The organism is Pandoraea sp. SD6-2 (assembly GCF_000389825.1).
In the GTDB taxonomy this organism is placed as follows: domain Bacteria; phylum Pseudomonadota; class Gammaproteobacteria; order Burkholderiales; family Burkholderiaceae; genus Pandoraea; species Pandoraea communis.
The window spans coordinates 60,482-76,421 of the sequence record NZ_KB944439.1 but is presented as its reverse complement, the minus strand read 5'-3'; the positions used below and the strand labels follow the sequence as shown (position 1 = coordinate 76,421).

At 63.4% G+C, this 15,940-nt stretch carries 17 protein-coding genes; 4 read left to right on the top strand and 13 right to left on the bottom strand.

Features of this window, described 5'->3' with window-relative positions:
• Window positions 1-4 precede the first annotated feature (4 nt).
• The 5 genes from mdtD to C266_RS11375 all read right to left on the bottom strand — a co-directional run bounded on the left by mdtD (window position 5) and on the right by C266_RS11375 (window position 5,914).
• Window positions 5-1,444 carry a multidrug transporter subunit MdtD gene (mdtD, locus tag C266_RS11395; protein ID WP_010806406.1) on the bottom strand — a complete coding sequence of 480 codons (1,440 nt, stop codon included), beginning with the start codon at window positions 1,442-1,444 and terminating at the stop codon, window positions 5-7.
• A 125-nt stretch (window positions 1,445-1,569) separates the two neighbouring features.
• Window positions 1,570-1,821: a FlxA-like family protein gene (locus C266_RS11390; RefSeq protein WP_010806405.1), complete on the bottom strand. Its 252-nt coding sequence runs from the start codon at window positions 1,819-1,821 to the stop codon at window positions 1,570-1,572.
• Between the two features lie 35 nt (window positions 1,822-1,856).
• Complete coding sequence (locus tag C266_RS11385; RefSeq protein WP_036662660.1) at window positions 1,857-3,728, bottom strand: glycoside hydrolase family 15 protein; 1,872 nt, start codon at window positions 3,726-3,728, stop codon at window positions 1,857-1,859.
• A 166-nt stretch (window positions 3,729-3,894) separates the two neighbouring features.
• Entirely contained in the window at window positions 3,895-5,133 is a 1,239-nt protein-coding gene (locus C266_RS11380; protein ID WP_010806403.1) for a CaiB/BaiF CoA-transferase family protein, read from the bottom strand.
• Window position 5,134: 1 nt separating this feature from the next.
• On the bottom strand, window positions 5,135-5,914 hold the full coding sequence (locus tag C266_RS11375; protein ID WP_036662718.1) for an enoyl-CoA hydratase/isomerase family protein: 780 nt from the start codon (window positions 5,912-5,914) through the stop codon (window positions 5,135-5,137).
• 210 nt (window positions 5,915-6,124) lie between these two features.
• Here C266_RS11375 and C266_RS11370 point away from each other — a divergent pair, with 210 nt between their 5' ends.
• Window positions 6,125-6,799 (top strand): GntR family transcriptional regulator, encoded by a 675-nt coding sequence (locus C266_RS11370; RefSeq protein WP_010806401.1) that lies wholly within the window; start codon window positions 6,125-6,127, stop codon window positions 6,797-6,799.
• Between the two features lie 68 nt (window positions 6,800-6,867).
• Here C266_RS11370 and C266_RS11365 read toward each other — a convergent pair whose 3' ends face one another.
• Entirely contained in the window at window positions 6,868-7,587 is a 720-nt protein-coding gene (locus tag C266_RS11365; protein WP_010806400.1) for a GntR family transcriptional regulator, read from the bottom strand.
• 287 nt (window positions 7,588-7,874) lie between these two features.
• Between C266_RS11365 and C266_RS11360 the strand changes: the two genes are divergently transcribed.
• Window positions 7,875-8,633: a 2-keto-4-pentenoate hydratase gene (locus tag C266_RS11360; protein ID WP_010806399.1), complete on the top strand. Its 759-nt coding sequence runs from the start codon at window positions 7,875-7,877 to the stop codon at window positions 8,631-8,633.
• A 25-nt stretch (window positions 8,634-8,658) separates the two neighbouring features.
• On the opposite strand, the gene C266_RS11355 is transcribed toward C266_RS11360, so the two are convergent.
• Window positions 8,659-8,859, bottom strand: coding sequence for a hypothetical protein (locus tag C266_RS11355; protein WP_144265791.1), 201 nt, complete (start codon window positions 8,857-8,859; stop codon window positions 8,659-8,661).
• Between C266_RS11355 and C266_RS27435 the strand changes: the two genes are divergently transcribed.
• Window positions 8,858-9,271 (top strand): hypothetical protein, encoded by a 414-nt coding sequence (locus C266_RS27435; RefSeq protein WP_144265790.1) that lies wholly within the window; start codon window positions 8,858-8,860, stop codon window positions 9,269-9,271. The genes C266_RS11355 and C266_RS27435 overlap by 2 nt on opposite strands.
• 35 nt (window positions 9,272-9,306) lie before the next feature.
• Here the strand turns inward: C266_RS27435 and C266_RS11350 are convergent, their stop codons facing one another.
• The 5 genes from C266_RS11350 to C266_RS11330 all read right to left on the bottom strand — a co-directional run bounded on the left by C266_RS11350 (window position 9,307) and on the right by C266_RS11330 (window position 13,709).
• Window positions 9,307-10,257 carry a LysR family transcriptional regulator gene (locus tag C266_RS11350; protein WP_010806397.1) on the bottom strand — a complete coding sequence of 317 codons (951 nt, stop codon included), beginning with the start codon at window positions 10,255-10,257 and terminating at the stop codon, window positions 9,307-9,309.
• Between the two features lie 108 nt (window positions 10,258-10,365).
• Window positions 10,366-11,805: an NAD(P)(+) transhydrogenase (Re/Si-specific) subunit beta gene (locus C266_RS11345; RefSeq protein WP_010806396.1), complete on the bottom strand. Its 1,440-nt coding sequence runs from the start codon at window positions 11,803-11,805 to the stop codon at window positions 10,366-10,368.
• A 1-nt stretch (window position 11,806) separates the two neighbouring features.
• Window positions 11,807-12,145: an NAD(P) transhydrogenase subunit alpha gene (locus C266_RS11340; protein WP_010806395.1), complete on the bottom strand. Its 339-nt coding sequence runs from the start codon at window positions 12,143-12,145 to the stop codon at window positions 11,807-11,809.
• Between the two features lie 16 nt (window positions 12,146-12,161).
• Window positions 12,162-13,292: a Re/Si-specific NAD(P)(+) transhydrogenase subunit alpha gene (locus C266_RS11335; protein WP_010806394.1), complete on the bottom strand. Its 1,131-nt coding sequence runs from the start codon at window positions 13,290-13,292 to the stop codon at window positions 12,162-12,164.
• 42 nt (window positions 13,293-13,334) lie between these two features.
• Complete coding sequence (locus C266_RS11330) at window positions 13,335-13,709, bottom strand: hypothetical protein (RefSeq protein WP_010806393.1); 375 nt, start codon at window positions 13,707-13,709, stop codon at window positions 13,335-13,337.
• Between the two features lie 252 nt (window positions 13,710-13,961).
• On the opposite strand from C266_RS11330, the gene C266_RS11325 reads away from it, so the two are divergent.
• Window positions 13,962-14,987, top strand: a complete 1,026-nt coding sequence (locus C266_RS11325) for a LysR family transcriptional regulator (RefSeq protein WP_010806392.1) — start codon at window positions 13,962-13,964, stop codon at window positions 14,985-14,987.
• A 62-nt stretch (window positions 14,988-15,049) separates the two neighbouring features.
• On the opposite strand, the gene C266_RS11320 is transcribed toward C266_RS11325, so the two are convergent.
• Window positions 15,050-15,823, bottom strand: a complete 774-nt coding sequence (locus tag C266_RS11320; protein WP_010806391.1) for a fumarylacetoacetate hydrolase family protein — start codon at window positions 15,821-15,823, stop codon at window positions 15,050-15,052.
• Window positions 15,824-15,940: the final 117 nt, after the last annotated feature.

The window sequence follows — 15,940 nt, the reverse complement described above, 5'->3', positions numbered from 1 at the left end:
GCGCTTAGCGTTTGAGATCGGTGGCAGACGCGGGTTGCGTCTCGCCACCGCCAGCGACTGCGGCCGGATCTGCCACGCGGCGGAACACTAGCGCCGAAGCAAGCGTAATCAGGCCGACGCACACGAACGTCAGGCGAAAGCCCGTCACCGTGCCGCCCATGCCCACCTCGCCCGCCTGCCCGGCCAGATGACCGAACAGCGCCAGCAACTGACCACCAATGGTCACCCCCAACCCCAGCGCCAGCATCTGCGCCATCGAGAACAAACCGTTACCTGCACTGGCACGACGTGTGCCGAGATCCTTGAGCGTAACGCTGTTCATCGCGGCGAACTGCATCGAGTTCGCGCCGCCGAATACCGCCAACTGCAGCAATCCAATCCACATCGGCCAGCCCGGGCCGAACAGCGCAAAACTGGCGATCGAGCCCCCGACGACGGCCGTATTGACCATCAGAAAGCGCGTGTAGCCGTGGCGCAACACCAGCGGCGTCACCATGCGCTTGACCACCACCCCGGCAAGCGCGATCGGCAGCAGCATCAGCCCCGAGGCGAGCGGGCTGTAGCCCATGGCCACCTGAAGCAGCAGCGGCAACAGGAACGGCACCGCGCTGCTGCCGATACGGGCGACGAGATTGCCCAGCAGGCCCAGACTGAAACTGCGCGTCTCGAAGAGTTCAAGCGGGAATAGCGGAGCGGCACGACGCCGGGCATACGGCCAGTACCCCAGCGTGGTGACGATGCAAAGCAGTGCCAGCCCTAACGACACCCCCCACCCCGTATCGGAGAACGGATGATCGAGCGCCAGCGTGAACGACACCATCGAGACCGAGAGCAAAACGAATCCGATCCAGTCGAAACCCGTGTCGATCACTTCGTCTTGCGTGGGATGTGGCAGGTAACGCCGTACCGCCAGACTGCCGACGACGCCGATCGGCACGTTGATGAGAAATATCCAGTGCCATGAAGCGACTTGCACCAACCAGCCGCCCAGCACCGGGCCGATCATCGGCCCCACCTGCCCCGCAATCGACACGAAGGCCAGCGCCGCCAGATATTCGCCGGCCGGAAAAGTGCGCAGCACGGCGAGACGCCCGATCGGCAACAGCATCGAGCCGCCCGCGCCCTGCAGCACGCGCGCGACCACCAACTGCGGCAGCGTGTGCGCCATCGCACAGCAAATCGAGCCGAGGACGAACAGCACAATCGCAACGAAATAGACACGGCGCGTGCCGAACCGGTCCGCCAGCCAACCGGACGCGGGGGTCAGCAGGGCCATCGTCAGCGAGTAGGAGACCACCACCGGCTGCATGCGCAACGGGTTCTCGCCAAGGCTCGCCGCCATCGCGGGCAGCGCCGTGTTGACGATGGTCGTGTCCAGCGCCTGCATGAAAAAGCCCGCCGCGACGATCCATAGCAGGGCGGTGAGAGTCTTGTCTTGCTTCATGCGCGCCTTGACGAGGCATGACGGCTGGGCATGCCGCGATGAAGAATCAAACGAAAGCCGAATTCTAGCGCGCCTGGCCTCGCCGACTGATGCGAATCTTGCATCAGCGGTCACGGCAGAGCGTCTCAGGCCGTCGTATTGACGCGCGTGCCGCTCGTCTTGGTCGGGTTCATCAGCGAGATAATCTGCGCCTGAATCGACATCGCCTTCGCGGACAACGCCGTCGTCTGCTGGAGTTTCTCTTCCGGCGGGAGCCGATTGTTGTTGCGCACGGCGTCGAGCTGCGCCATGACTTTCGCCAGCATCGCCTTGAGGTTCTTGATCGTCCCGGCGACGATGGGGTTGCCACTGCCGCCCGCGTCTGCACCGCTGCTCACCGCGTTGCCAGTCTGCGTGGCGCTCTCCTCGCCCGTCAGGCCCTGATCGCCCGATACCCCACATGCTCGAAGCGTGCCTCGTCTTCGTCGGCACCTTCGTCCGTCGCATCGTCTGCCCGATCGTCGTCGGCAAGCGCTTCCAGACGGATCGCCGCGTGCACGAGCGCGATGTGCGAAAACGCCTGCGGGAAGTTGCCGACCTGACGCCCGTGATGCGTGTCGTACTCTTCGGCCAGCAGGCCAACGTCGTTGCGCAACGACAGCAATCGCTCGAACAACTTCCGGGCGTCGGCGTGACGGCCGATCATCACCAGACAATCGACCATCCAGAAGCTGCATGCGAGGAATGCGCCCTCGCCCGCCGGCAAGCCATCGGCGACGCGGTTCGTACGATAGCGCTGCACCAGTCCGTCATGCATGAGTTCGCGCTCGACCGCTTCGATCGTGCCGATGACGCGAGGGTCGTCCGCCGGCAGGAAACCCGACAGCGGAATCATCAGCGCGCTCGCATCCATCTCCGTCGAACCGTAGGCCTGCATGAACGCATTACGCACCTTGTCGAAGCCGTGCGCGCAGACGTCCGCATGAATCTCCCTGCACAGGTGCCGCCAGTGATCGACCGGCCCCGGCAATCCGAAGCGCTCGGCCGACTTGATCGCGCGATCGAACGCCACCCAGGCCATCACCTTCGAATACGTGAAGTGCTGACGTCCACCGCGCACCTCCCAGATGCCCTCGTCCGGCTTGCGCCAGACGGTCTCGAGATGGGCGACCAGCTTCGTCTGCACCTCCCACGTGGCATCGTCCGGCTCCAGGCCGCCCAGACGCGCCTGATGCAAGGCATCCATCACCTCGCCATAAACGTCGAGTTGCAATTGTCCGACCGCCCCATTGCCCACGCGCACGGGCTTCGCCCCTTCGTAGCCCGGCAGCCAGTCGATTTCCCATTCGGGAAGCCGTCGCTCGCCCGAGAGGCCATACATGATCTGCACCTGCGATGGCGCGCCTGCCACGGCGCGCACCAGCCAGTGACTCCAGTCGCTCGCCTCGGTGTAATAGCCACCGAGCATGAGCGCTTGCAGGGTGAGCGTAGCGTCTCGCAACCAGCAATAGCGATAGTCCCAGTTACGTTCGCCCCCGAGTTGCTCGGGAAGCGATGTGGTGGGCGCTGCGACCACGCCGCCCGTCGGTACGAACGTGAGGGCCTTGAGCACGATGAGCGACCGGCGAATCGCTTCGGTCCAGCGGCCGTCAAGCTGACAGCGGTTGGCCCACGTGCGCCAATAGCGCTCGGTATCGGCCAGCGCCACGAGCGGATCGATCTCGCGCGGGTCGGCATGATGCGACGGCACGCGGGAGAGCACGAACGGCACGGTGTCGCCCGCCTTCACGTCGAATCGCGCGCGCAGACTGCCCGGCACATCCTGAATCGCCACCGGCGTGCGCACGACCACCTTGTCGGGGCCCGCAATGAGCCGCATGCCCGGCCCGGTCGAATCGTCGGCATCGAGCGCTCGCGCCCACGGCACCGACGCACCATAGTCAAAACGCAGGATCAGTTCCATCGACATCGAAACGGTGCCGTGTATGCCCTTGACCAGCCGCACCAGATCGGCGGCGCCGTCGCGCAACGGCATGAAGTCGATCACGGCAACGCAACCTTCCACCGTCTCGAAACGGGTCTCGAGAATCAGCGTGTCGTCGTGATAGCGCCGTGTACACGTGGCGTGGGGATCATCGGGAGCGAGCTTCCATCGGCCGTGCTCGGGGCCGCCCAGGAGCGCAGCGAAGCAGGCAGGGGAATCGAAATATGGCCAGCAAAGCCAGTCTATCGAGCCGTCGCGCGCAACCAGCGCGGCGCTGCGGCAGTCGCCAATCATTGCGTAATCTTCAATACGTGCCGGCATGCTCACCTCGCGAACAGGGGAGGAACGGTGCCCCCGGCTTGCGCCGGGGAACGCGAGCGCGTGAAGCCCTATGGTACGCGCCTCGTCGGCATGCGGCCACCGGGAGGGAAGTTCTACACAATTTGCGAAGACGCGGAGAATCCGCATCGCAAGCGCACCCCATACGTCATGCGCCCGCTCGTGCCACCTCCTCCAACGCATGCACCGCCCCCTGTGTGATCAGGTCGTGAACCTGTTGCGCATCGAAACCGTACTCGCCCAACACCTCGCAAGTGTGTTCGCCAAGCCGGGGCGCGGGACCGCCCGTGCACTTGGGCGTTTCGGAAAAGCGAATCGGCAAACCGATACTGCGCGTCGGGCCGTCAAGCGGATGCACCGTCTCCACCACCATCTCACGCGCCAGAATCTGCGGGTGCGTCACCGCCTCGGAGATCGGCAGCACAGGCCCCACCGGCAAGCCGACCGCATCAAGACGCTCGACCCAGTGCTGCGTGGTGTCGCGCACCAGATAACCCGTGAGCCGCTCGACAAGTTCCGCGCGGTGGGCAGTGCGGCCTGCATTGGTGGCAAAGCGCGGGTCGCTAGCGATCTCGGGGGCGTCGAGCACCAGTAGGAGACGCTCGTAGTTCGCCTGATTGGCCGCACCGATGTTGATCCAGCCGTCTTGCGTACGAAAGGCCTGATAAGGCGTGCTCGTGGGATTCGCAGAACCGAGCTTCGGCGGATTCTCACCGCTCGCGAAAAAGTTGGCCGCAGCCCAGTACATTTGCTGAAAACCGGCCTCTAGCAACGACGTATCGACGATCTGCCCTTGCCCGGTGCGCAGTCGATGCGCGTAGGCTGCCGAGATGCCGAGCGCCGCCAGAATGCCCGCGTTGATGTCGGCAATCGGCGAGCCCGCCTTGATCGGCGCCTGCCCCGGTTCGCCTGTCACACTCATCAGGCCGGAGAGCCCCTGCGCAATCAGATCGAAGCCGCCCTTGTCCGCATACGGGCCAGTGCGGCCATAGCCGGAAATGGCGCAATAGATGAGGCCCGGGTTGGCCTCGCGCAGCGTCTCATAGCCAAGGCCGAGCTTTTCCATCGTCCCTTTACGGTAGTTTTCGGTGACGACATCGGCGCTGGCGAGCATCTTGCGCAGTACCGCCTTACCGCCCTCCGTCTTGAGATTGAGCGCAATGCCGCGCTTGTTGCGATTGAGCATCATGAACGAGGCCGACTCGCCGTGCGGCAAGATCGGTGCGAATCGACGCGCGTCGTCGCCTTCCATCTTCTCGACCTTGATGACGTCCGCGCCCATGTCCGCGAGCATCATGCCGCACACCGGGCCCGACATGATGTGCGACAGTTCAATGACCTTGACGCCCTGTAACGGCCCGCCGGCCCGCTGCTCGGAACAGGTCATCTCAGCGCCCCTCGAACACGGGGGCCGTCTTCGCGAGAAAAGCACGATAGCCCGTCTGGAAGTCGGCCGTGCCGAAGCACGCGAAACCCTCATCGATCTGCGCCGGCGTGAGCGGCTGACCGCTCGCCAGTTCACGCACGAAACGCTTGTGCCAGCGCGCGACCAGAGGCGCTCCGGCAGCGATGCGCTGCGCACTTGCTAGCGCTTCGCGTGTCACCTCGGCGTCCGCCGCCACACGGCTGACGAGACCGATACGCAACGCCTCTTGCGCATCGAAGATCCGGCCTTCGAGCAGGATCTCCAGCGCGCGTGCCGGGCCGAGCAGCCGCACCAACCCCGAGAGTTCCGCGTGCGCCATCACCAGCCCCAACTTATTGATCGGTGCGCCGAAACGGCTCGACTCCCCGCAAATACGCACATCGCAGGCAGCGGCAATTTCCATACCGCCGCCAACGCAAATGCCATGAATCATCGCGACAAGCGGCACCGGGCAATTGACCAGCGCGTCGAGCGTGCGATGCATGAGCGCGCCATACGCGCGCGCCTGCTCGACGTTGGCCCGATCCGTTTCGAACTCCGCAATGTCGTTTCCCGGCGCAAACGATTTCTCCCCCGCGCCGCGCAGCACGATGCAGCGCACGCCGGGTGTCTCGGACAAGGTCAGAATCGTATCGCCCAATGCCTGCCACATCGGCTTGGTCAACGCATTGAGCTTCTCTGGACGATTGAGCGTGACCCGCGCAACTGCGCCGTGTCGCTCGGTCAGAACGGTCGATGTCACATTGCCTCCTTCACATACCGGCACGTACCCAATGTCGGCCGGCTTCGATTTTTGGTATACCAATTTTTGGTAAACGATAGATTCCTCGTCGGATAGTTGGCAAGCGGAAAAGCAAATAATCAGGGTTAACATGCAAAAAATGGAGATTTCCGATTGACGATCTAGCACATCCTCATCACAATTGGCATTCCAATTTATGGCCCATAACGCATGAGCACGTCCGCCTCGCTGAACGCCACCGCATACGAAGCCCTCAAGGCACGCATCGTGCGCGGTGACTTGCGCCCCGGCGCGCCGCTCTCGGAACGCGCCCTCTGCGAAGCACTGGCCGTCTCTCGCACACCGTTGCGCGAAGCGCTCAAGCGGCTGGCGAACGAAGGGCTGGTGGAGATTTCGGACACGCGCCGGGCGCGCGTGGCACGCGTGAGCGTCGATGAAGTGGTGAATCTGCTCGCCGTGATGGCGGTGCTCGAAGGACTCTCGGGAGAGCAGGCGTGCGAGAAAGCGTCGGACGCCGATCTCGACGCATTGGCGCGGCTACAGAATGAGATGGAATCGGCATACGCGCGTGCCGATCACGCGGCCTACTTTGCGCTGAACCAGCAGATCCACCTGAGCATTCTTCGCATGGCGGACAACGGCCCGCTGGCCGAGTACTTCCACAATCTCAATGCCCGTCTGCGGTATGTACGCGAACGGCTCACGCCCACCCCCGAGCGCTGGCGTCAGGCGGTCGACGAACACGCGGAAATGCTTGCGCTACTGCGTCGACGCGATGGCAAGCGATTGCGCTCGCTGATGGAGGCGCACCTGCGCAGCAAGACCGACGCCTACGTGGCGGCGATGCTCAACGAAGGGCTGGTGAGTATGAGCCGCGCGGCCTGAACGGGTGGCGTGCAACGTCCGCGCGCGCGTATCGGGGGCGCACTTGTACCGCTTGTGCCGCTTGTGGGTTACGCGGCGGCTCGCATGCTGGCGAGTACCGTCGCGCACTTGACCATCAGGTGAGCGCGCAGCAGTCGTCCCAATGCGGCACCGTCGCGCCGATGCAAAGCGCGCAGCATCGCCACATGCTCGTCGACGGCCTGCTCCCATTTGCCCGCGTGCAGATTCGATCGGAATCGCAGAGCTTGCAGGCGCTGATTGACCGATTGGTACATGTGTGTGAGCGCGGGGTTGCGGGCGGCCGCATTGATATGGTCGTGAATTCGCTGATTGCAGTCGAAATAGCCGGACAGATCGCCGTTCGCGTGACACGCGTCCATCGCGCAATGCAACGCCTGAATCTCGTCGATTTCGGCTTGGGTGATACGCTCGCAGGCCAATTCGCCCGCCAGCGCTTCGAGACCGCTGAGCAATTCGAACGCGTCGGCGATATCGCTGACCGACAGCGTCACAACGCGCGCGCCGCGATTCGGCAACAATTCGATCAGCCGTTCGACGGCGAGCATCTTGAGCGCCTCGCGCAGCGGCGTACGCGATACACCGAGCTGCTCGCACAAAGCGCGCTCGTTCAGATGAGCCCCCGGCAACAACGCTCCTTCGGTAATCATCTTGCGCAAACGATCCATCACGGCATGATGCAGCGCCTGACGGCTGATCGGCTGCGCCGCGCTGCTGTCCGGCGGATGGATAAGGGTATCGCGCACGGCATTCAGGGTCACGGAGTGCATAGGTTCGGGTCGTTCACTTTGAGAAGAAGGTCATCGACTGCACGCACTGCACTTTCGTGGGCGACGGCGTTCACCACCGCTGCCAGGCCGCACGAAATATTACGAATTATTTCGAAGTCCGATTCTCGCAGATCAACGCGACTTTGACTACGTTAGGTGGTGTTTTCACTAAGTAGCCGTCACGTTCGCTGCACTGCGCAATGGCGCATGAATTTTGTATACGATGTGGGGCTACGTGCTGCCGGCAAATGCCTGGCGCATCGCCCTTCCCTCAGGAGACCTGCAACATGTTCGAGAATCAAGCCGCTGTCGAATCGCTGGCCCAACTGCTGGCCGATACCCGTCGCGGCGACACGCCGATCGACGCGCCCGCGCCGGCGCTGCTCCCGGCCGACGCTGGCGCTGCCTATGCCGTGCAGTTGCGCACGCTCGACCTGCTCGGCGAGACGATTGCTGCGTGGAAAGTGGGTGCCAAAAAGCCGTCGGACCTTCCGAATTGCGCGCCGATTCCGGCATCCGTCGTGAGCGATGCAGGCGGTACGCTGGCCCTCGACGACTTCTTCCGCCCGGGACTGGAACTGGAAATCGCGTTCCGTCTGGCACGCGACATCAAGCCGGGCAACTACGACGAGCGAGCGGCCATGATGTTTGTCGGCGAAACGCTGGCTACGATTGAAATCACTGACAGTCGCTTCGCATCGAAAGGACTTGACAGCCGATTCACGCTCGCCGATTTGCAGAACAACGGTGCGCTGGTGATCGGCAGCGGCCGTGACTACGATGCATCGCTCAACTACCTGACGCCGAAACTCAGGTTCTCGCTCGACGGCACCGACCTCACCCCGGCGCACACCGGCAACACCGGTGGCGACCCGCGCACCCTGCTCACGTGGCTAGTCAATCACAACGGCAAGCGCGGCATCACCATGCGCGCAGGCGCCATCATCACCTGCGGCTCGTACGTCGGCATGATCCCCGCGAGTGGCAAAGGCAAACTGAGCGGCACGATCGACGGCATCGGCGAAGTGTCCGTCACACTGAAGTAAATGGGTTCGGTGCGCACGCGGCGTTTCAGTGCTGCGTTGCGCGCCCGTCCGCCCCTGCCAGCATTTTCGGCGCGAGCAAGGCGATCGGTACGATGCACAGCAGCCCCGCGCCCAGCGCCACCGGCAAGCTGATACCGTGGGCAATCGCCCCGATCAGCACCGGTCCGGCAAGCAGTCCCAGATAGGCAAGCCGCGCCATGACCGCAATGGCTTCGGCGCTTGCCATGCCAGCACCGCGCGCCACCTCGCCCGACGCGGCGAACATGGCGACAGAGAAAACTGCGTTGTCGTTTGAAGAAAAGACTGGCGAAGCCCCGGCGCGATGCGGAGCCGTTCAGGTCAGGAATTCTAACGCACGCCGTGTGGCAGTGCTGTGCATCCGCGCGCCGGAGCATCTTGGCAATCCGACACGAACCTGTCGGGAGTCGACGTCACCCCCGCACGCGATGAGGCGCGAGTTATCCACCGTTTTTGTTCACAAGGCTGTGGACAACGAGCGCGGGAAAATCGCCAAGCGATTGATCGGTATGGCGTTTTCGGCAGAAGCGATCAGACGGGCGTCCCCGCAGGCAAATGGCCCGCAAGCGCTGCCGATTTATCCACAGATTTTGTGTTCAAGTCTGTGGAAAAGTCCTTGATGACAGGACGCAAGTCATTGATTCGAATCGGAGATTCAATTCCCCGAAGGGGCCGCAGCAGCAACGTGACGCTCCGCCCCTATTGCGAACCCCTTGTTGCGTTCCCGAACAACGCGGTGAATCAGTTCCCACACCGTGTGCGCCACCGGCGAGAGCGAGCGGTTCTTGCGGCGCACGAGCACGATATTGCGCTCGAAGGCAGGCAACAGCGGACGCACGGCCAGTGTCGAATTCTCCGGCAGCGGCAACGCCAGCGGCGGCAGCACGCTTATCCCCAGTCCTTCCTGCACCATGCGGAAGATGGTGCTCACATGGCCCAGTTCCTGTGTGATCGTGCCCTGCACCTTCTGGGTCGTCAGCGCGCGGTCGATCAACGGACGGCTGCCCGAACTCTGATTGAGCAGCACCAGGTTTTCGCCCGAGAGTTCGGACCAGTGCACAGCCGCCTGTGAGGCGAGCGGATGATCGCTGCGGCACACCAGACAGAACGGCTCGCTCATCAGATGCTCGGTCGTGAGATCGTCCGCGCCTTGCGGGGCGACCACGATGCCGAAGTCCACGTCGCCGGCGCGCACGCTATCGAGCACTGCCCGTTGCATCTGGTCGACGAGCGCAAGTGCGATATCCGGGTACGTCGCCTGCGATGCCAGCAGCACGCGCGGCAGCAGCGTCGCGGAGATCGTCGGTGCGGCGCCGATGCGTACGCGACCGGTCGTGCGTGCTTCGGCACCGTGCGTCTGCAACAGCGCGATCTCGAGTTCGTCGAGCACACGGTCGAGACTGCCTGCGAGCGTGATCCCCGCATCGGTCAGCGCGACCTCGCGCGTGGTGCGGTCGACAAGGCGCAGGCCAAGTTGCCCTTCCAGTTCGTTGATGCAGCGGCTGATGGCCGGTTGTGTCAGGCCGATCTCGGCGCCCGCGCGGCTGAAGTTCTTGCTGCGCGCCACGACCATGAAGACCTTGAGTTGTCTCAGCGATACGTTCATGTGCTTGTGCCCTGCCAGAAAGTGAGCAAACGAGTCATTGAAATGACGTTGGCGCGCCGCATCCGGCGGCGCGCCCCGGTGATACCCCGATCAAGCCGATCGATCGGGTCAAGCCGCCGCTTTGACCATCTCCTCCACCACCTTCTTCGCATCGCCGAAGACCATCATGGTCTTGTCGAGATAGAACAGGTCGTTATCCAGCCCGGCGTAACCCGCCGCCATCGAACGCTTGTTGACGATGATCGTCTTGGCCTTGTACGCCTCAAGAATCGGCATCCCGGCAATCGGCGATTGCGGATCGTTCTTTGCCGCCGGGTTCACCACGTCGTTCGCACCGAGCACCAGCACCACGTCCGTCTGGCCGAATTCGCCGTTGATCTCGTCCATTTCCAGCACTTGATCGTATGGCACTTCGGCTTCGGCGAGCAGCACGTTCATGTGGCCCGGCATACGGCCCGCCACCGGGTGGATCGCATAACGCACGCTCACGCCCTTCTCGATCAGCTTGTCGGTCAGTTCCTTGAGCGCGTGCTGCGCACGAGCCACCGCCAGACCGTAACCCGGCACGATCACCAGCGATTCGGCGTTGCTCATGAGGAACGCGGCGTCATCCGGCGAGCCCGATTTCACCGGGCGCTGCTGTTGCTCGCCGCCCGCTGCGCTTGCGCCGGGCGTTGCCCCGAAGCCGCCGAGAATCACGTTGAAGAACGAGCGATTCATGGCGCGGCACATGATGTACGAGAGAATCGCGCCTGACGAGCCAACCAGCGAACCCGCGATGATGAGCATCGGGTTGTTCAGCGAGAAGCCGATGCCTGCGGCGGCCCAGCCGGAGTACGAGTTCAGCATCGACACCACGACCGGCATGTCGGCCCCGCCAATCGGGATGATGATGAGCACACCCAGCACGAAAGCAATGGCCGTCATGATGACGAACGGCGTCCAGCTCTGCGAGACGAAGAACGCGCCGCCGAAGCCGAGCATCGCAATCGCGAGCGCCAGGTTCACCATATGCTGGCCTTTGAAGACCACCGGTGCGCCCTGGAACAGGCGGAACTTGTACTTGCCCGAGAGTTTGCCGAAGGCAATGACCGAGCCCGAGAACGTGATCGCGCCGACGAACGTGCCGATGAACAGCTCGATGCGGTTGCCCGGCGGCAGCGGTTGACCCGCCGCAACGATGCCGAACGCAGCCGGTTCGGCGACGGCGGCCACCGCGATACACACGGCCGCCAGACCGATCAGCGAGTGCATCGCCGCGACCAGCTCCGGCATCTTGGTCATCTCGACCTTGCGCGCGACATACGCGCCAATACCGCCGCCGACGACGAGGCCCGCGAGAATCAGCCCGAGGCCCGAAAAATTGCCGTTCGAGAGCTTGCGCAGTTCGAAGATCAGCGCGAGGGTCGTGAGCGCGGCAATCGTCATGCCGATCATGCCGAACGCGTTGCCGCGACGCGCCATTTTCGGATTCGACAAGCCCTTGAGCGCCTGAATGAAACAGATCGACGCGACCAGATACAACAGCGTCACAAGATTCATGCTCATGTCAGTGCGCTCCCTTTGCTGCTTCGTCATTAGCCGCAGCCTTTGCCGGCTTGTCTTTCTTCTTGAACATTTCGAGCATGCGCTGCGTGACGAGGAAGCCCCCGAACACGTTCACCGCAGCAAGTGCCACCGCAACCACCCCCATCGTCTTGCCGAGACTGCCTTCGGTCAGGCCCGCCGCGAGCATCGCCCCCACGATCACGATGGCCGAGATCGCGTTCGTCACCGCCATGAGCGGCGTGTGCAGCGCAGGCGTGACGTTCCACACCACGTGATAGCCGACGTACACCGCCAGCACGAAGATGATCAGATTGATCACCGTGTGATTGATCATTTCCATGGTTGTGACTCCCCCCTTAAGCTGCACGCAGCACTTCACCGTCGCGGCACATCAGGCACGCGGCAACGATGTCGTCGTTGGTATCGATGACGAGCTTGCCTTCCTTGTCGATCACCAGCTTCAGGAAGTCGAGCACGTTACGTGCGTACAGTGCAGAAGCGTCTGCCGCGACCATGCCAGCGAGGTTGGTGTACCCGGCAATCGTCACGCCGTGGACTTTGACGACCTCGTCGGCGACCGACAGCGGGCAGTTGCCGCCCCCGTTCGCGCCGCGTCCGGCCGCCAGATCGATGATGACCGAGCCCGGCTTCATCGCCTTGACGGTGTCTTCACTGATGAGCGTTGGCGCGGCGCGCCCCGGAATCAGCGCGGTGGAGATCACGATGTCGGCCTGCGTGAGACGGGTGTGCACCAGTTGCGCCTGACGCGCGAGCCACGCGGCGGGCATCGGGCGGGCATAGCCGCCCACGCCCTTGGCGATCTCGCGTTCTTCGTCGGTTTCAAAGGGGACGTCGATGAACTTGGCGCCGAGCGATTCGATCTGCTCGCGCACGGCGGGACGCACGTCCGACGCTTCGATCACCGCACCCAGACGCTTGGCCGTGGCAATGGCCTGCAAGCCCGCAACACCCGCGCCCAGCACGACCAGCCGTGCGGCCTTGACCGTGCCGGCCGCCGTCATGAGCATGGGCATGAAGCGTTGATAGAGATTGGCGGCGAGCATCACGGCTTTGTAGCCGGCGATGTTGGCCTGTGAGGACAGCACGTCCATGCTTTGCGCACGCGTGGTCCGCGGCGCGGCTTCCAAAGCGAAGCCGACGATGCCGGCCGCCGCCATGCGAGCGTTGTTCTCGGCATCGAACGGATTGAGCATGCCGACGACCACGCTGCCGCGCGGGATCTGGGCAACTTCCGCAACCGACGGCGCGCGGACCTTGAGCACCAGTTCGGCGCCAAGCGTCTCGGCCGCGCTGCCGCTCGACGCGCCCGCGGCGACATACGCCGCATCGGGCACGCTCGCGGCATCGCCGGCGCCACGCTCCACGGTGACGCGATGCCCTGCGCTCACCAGCTTCTTCACCGTTTCCGGTGTGGCCGCGACGCGGGATTCGCCGCCGGCCGTCTCCTTTGGAATGCCAATATGCATAGTTATTGTCTCGGGGTCTGAGCCCCTGTCGTGTTGTGAAACTCAGGCCACTGCGGCTCGCGCGGGCTGCATCGAACGCCCGTCATTGGCCGCTTCGAAGCAACGCACCTTCGTGCAATGAATCAGGTCGCACAGGAACTCCGGCTCGTAGGCGCGCAGCAGATGCGGCTGGTGTCCGTCGAGATAGGCCCCGATCAGCACCAGTTCAGCCATGCGCAACGCCTGCGCCGAAGCGCCTTCAAGGTACGCCAGCGGCAAATCTTGATTCCCGGTCGTATGCAACAAACGGGTGTACGTGTGGTGATCCCAATACCAGTCCAGCCCCAACTCGACGAATGCGTTGTTGAACGCATGCAGATGGGCGTTGGCAACCGGTGCCAGGGCGGCGGGTTTGATATGCGTTTCGATGACAGACATGATGGCGCTCTCCCAAAACAGTGATCGTCTCCAGAACACGCGAACCCGCTCTCGCCTGACGCGACATGTCACCGGCGCTTTGCTGTCACATCACTTTCATGCGGGCCTGCCATTGCAGATTACGCAGCCCAACCCATAAAAGACAGTTAAAGTTAATTATGCAAACCATCAACGATTACTTATACTTCCTCAATCGCACTTCGCGAGCGGAAACCGTTCCGCCGCACGCCTCGAACTCCGAAAGCCCGCCGCATGAAACACGCCACGCTCCGTCAGTTGAAGGTCTTCGAAGCCGTCGCGCGCCATCTGAGCTTTTCGCGCGCCGCCGAAGAATTGCACCTCACACAACCGGCCGTCTCGACACAGGTCAAGCAACTTGAGACACACGCCGGACTCCCGCTCTTCGAGCAACTGGGCAAGAAAATCTTCCTGACCCCGGCGGGCAGCGAAATGCTTCACTACAGCCGCGCGATCATTGCGCTCTTTCGCGAAACCGAAGAGGCAATGGATCACCTCAAGGGCATTACGGGCGGCAAACTCAACGTGGCCGTCATCAGCGCGGGCGACTATTTCTTCCCTCGGCTGCTCGCCGCGTTTACCGTGCGATATCCCGGCGTGACGTTGGGTCTTACGGTGCACAACCGCGAGGAACTGTTGCACCAGCTCAGCGAAAACCTCACGGATCTGGCCGTGATGGTACGTCCGCCCCACGAGATCGACACGATCAACGAAGCCTTCGCGCCCCACCCCTATGTCATCGTGGCGCCGCCCGATCATCCGCTCGCCGGTGAACGCCAGATTCCGTTTTCGCGACTCGCGCAAGAACCGTTCATCAGCCGCGAGCGCGGATCCGACACCTGGAATTCCCTGCAAGACGCGTTCGGTCATCGCACCCAGCAACTGAAGATCACGATGGAAATCGCCAGCACGGAAACCATCAAGCAAGCGGTCGTGGCAGGTATGGGCATCAGCTTCCTGTCGGCGCATACCGTCGGCATGGAACTGCAGACCGGCCAGTTGACGGTGCTCGACGTGCAGGGCTTTCCCGCGTGGCAAAGCTGGTACGTCGTGCATCGCCGCAGCAAGCGGCTGCCACCGGTTGCGCAGGCCTTCCGGGAATTCCTGCTGGCCGAAGGCGCCGAACGCATCGACGGCATGATGGCGTACAAGAGCCCCGTGCCGCCGCCCGAAGGCAGGGGGAAAAGCCACGCTGCCTCCGGTGCCGATCGGGCCGCCCCGCGCCGGGCAGATCCGGGGCGTGCCGAATCTGCCGAATGAAAAAGGGCGATCGACTCAGGCCATTGCCACCCCGGCCGACCACCGTGAAATCGGTTGCTTCGTCAGCCGCCCATACGATTGGCCAACGTCCCCAGTCCGTCGATGCTCACTTCCACCAGCGCGCCCTCTTTCATCGAGCCGACGCCGAGCGATGTGCCCACCGCGATCACGTCGCCCGGCAGCAGCGTCATGTCCTGTGAGAGACGCGCGACGAGTTGCCACGGGTTGAAGATCATGTCGGCGAGCGCGTAGCGCTGACGCTCCGTGCCGTCGAGGCGCGTGACCAGTTCCGCCTCGCGCCAGTCGAAATCCTGCGCAATGACCGGGCCGATACAGCCGAACGTGTCGAAGCCCTTGGCCCGCGTCCACTGTGCGAAGTTGCCGTCTTGCTCGATGATTTCAGCGGCGGTGACGTCGTTGACCAACGTGTAGCCGAGGATGTAATCGCGGGCGGCTTCCTCGCTCACGTTGCTCGCGCGCTTGCCGATCACCACGCCAAGCTCGCCCTCGAAAACGATCTTGCCGGCATACGACGCCGGACGACGAATCACGGCGTCGGGTCCGGAGAGCGACGTCGCAGGTTTGATGAGGAAGAGCGGATGCGACGGCGCGGCCTTGCCGAGCTTCGCGCCGAGCGCGTGAAAGTTGTTCCACAGCGCCACGATTTTCGAGGGCTCGCAGGGGCACAGCAGATCGACGGCGTCGCGGGCAATCGTCGCGCCCGTGGCAATCGGCTGATCGAAAAGACTGCCGCGATGTTCGAGAATGTGATCGCCCTGCAGCAGGCCGAAGCCGATGCGGCCATGTGCGGTCTTGAAACGGGTCCAGAGCTTCATGCGTTTGCCATTCCTGTAACGGCCCGGCAGCACGGCAGGATTCGCCGCGCGCGCGCCGGGCTCGATGTCTTGAGTCGTTCACATCTGCCTCGTGCAGACACTTGCGCCCGTCCGGCG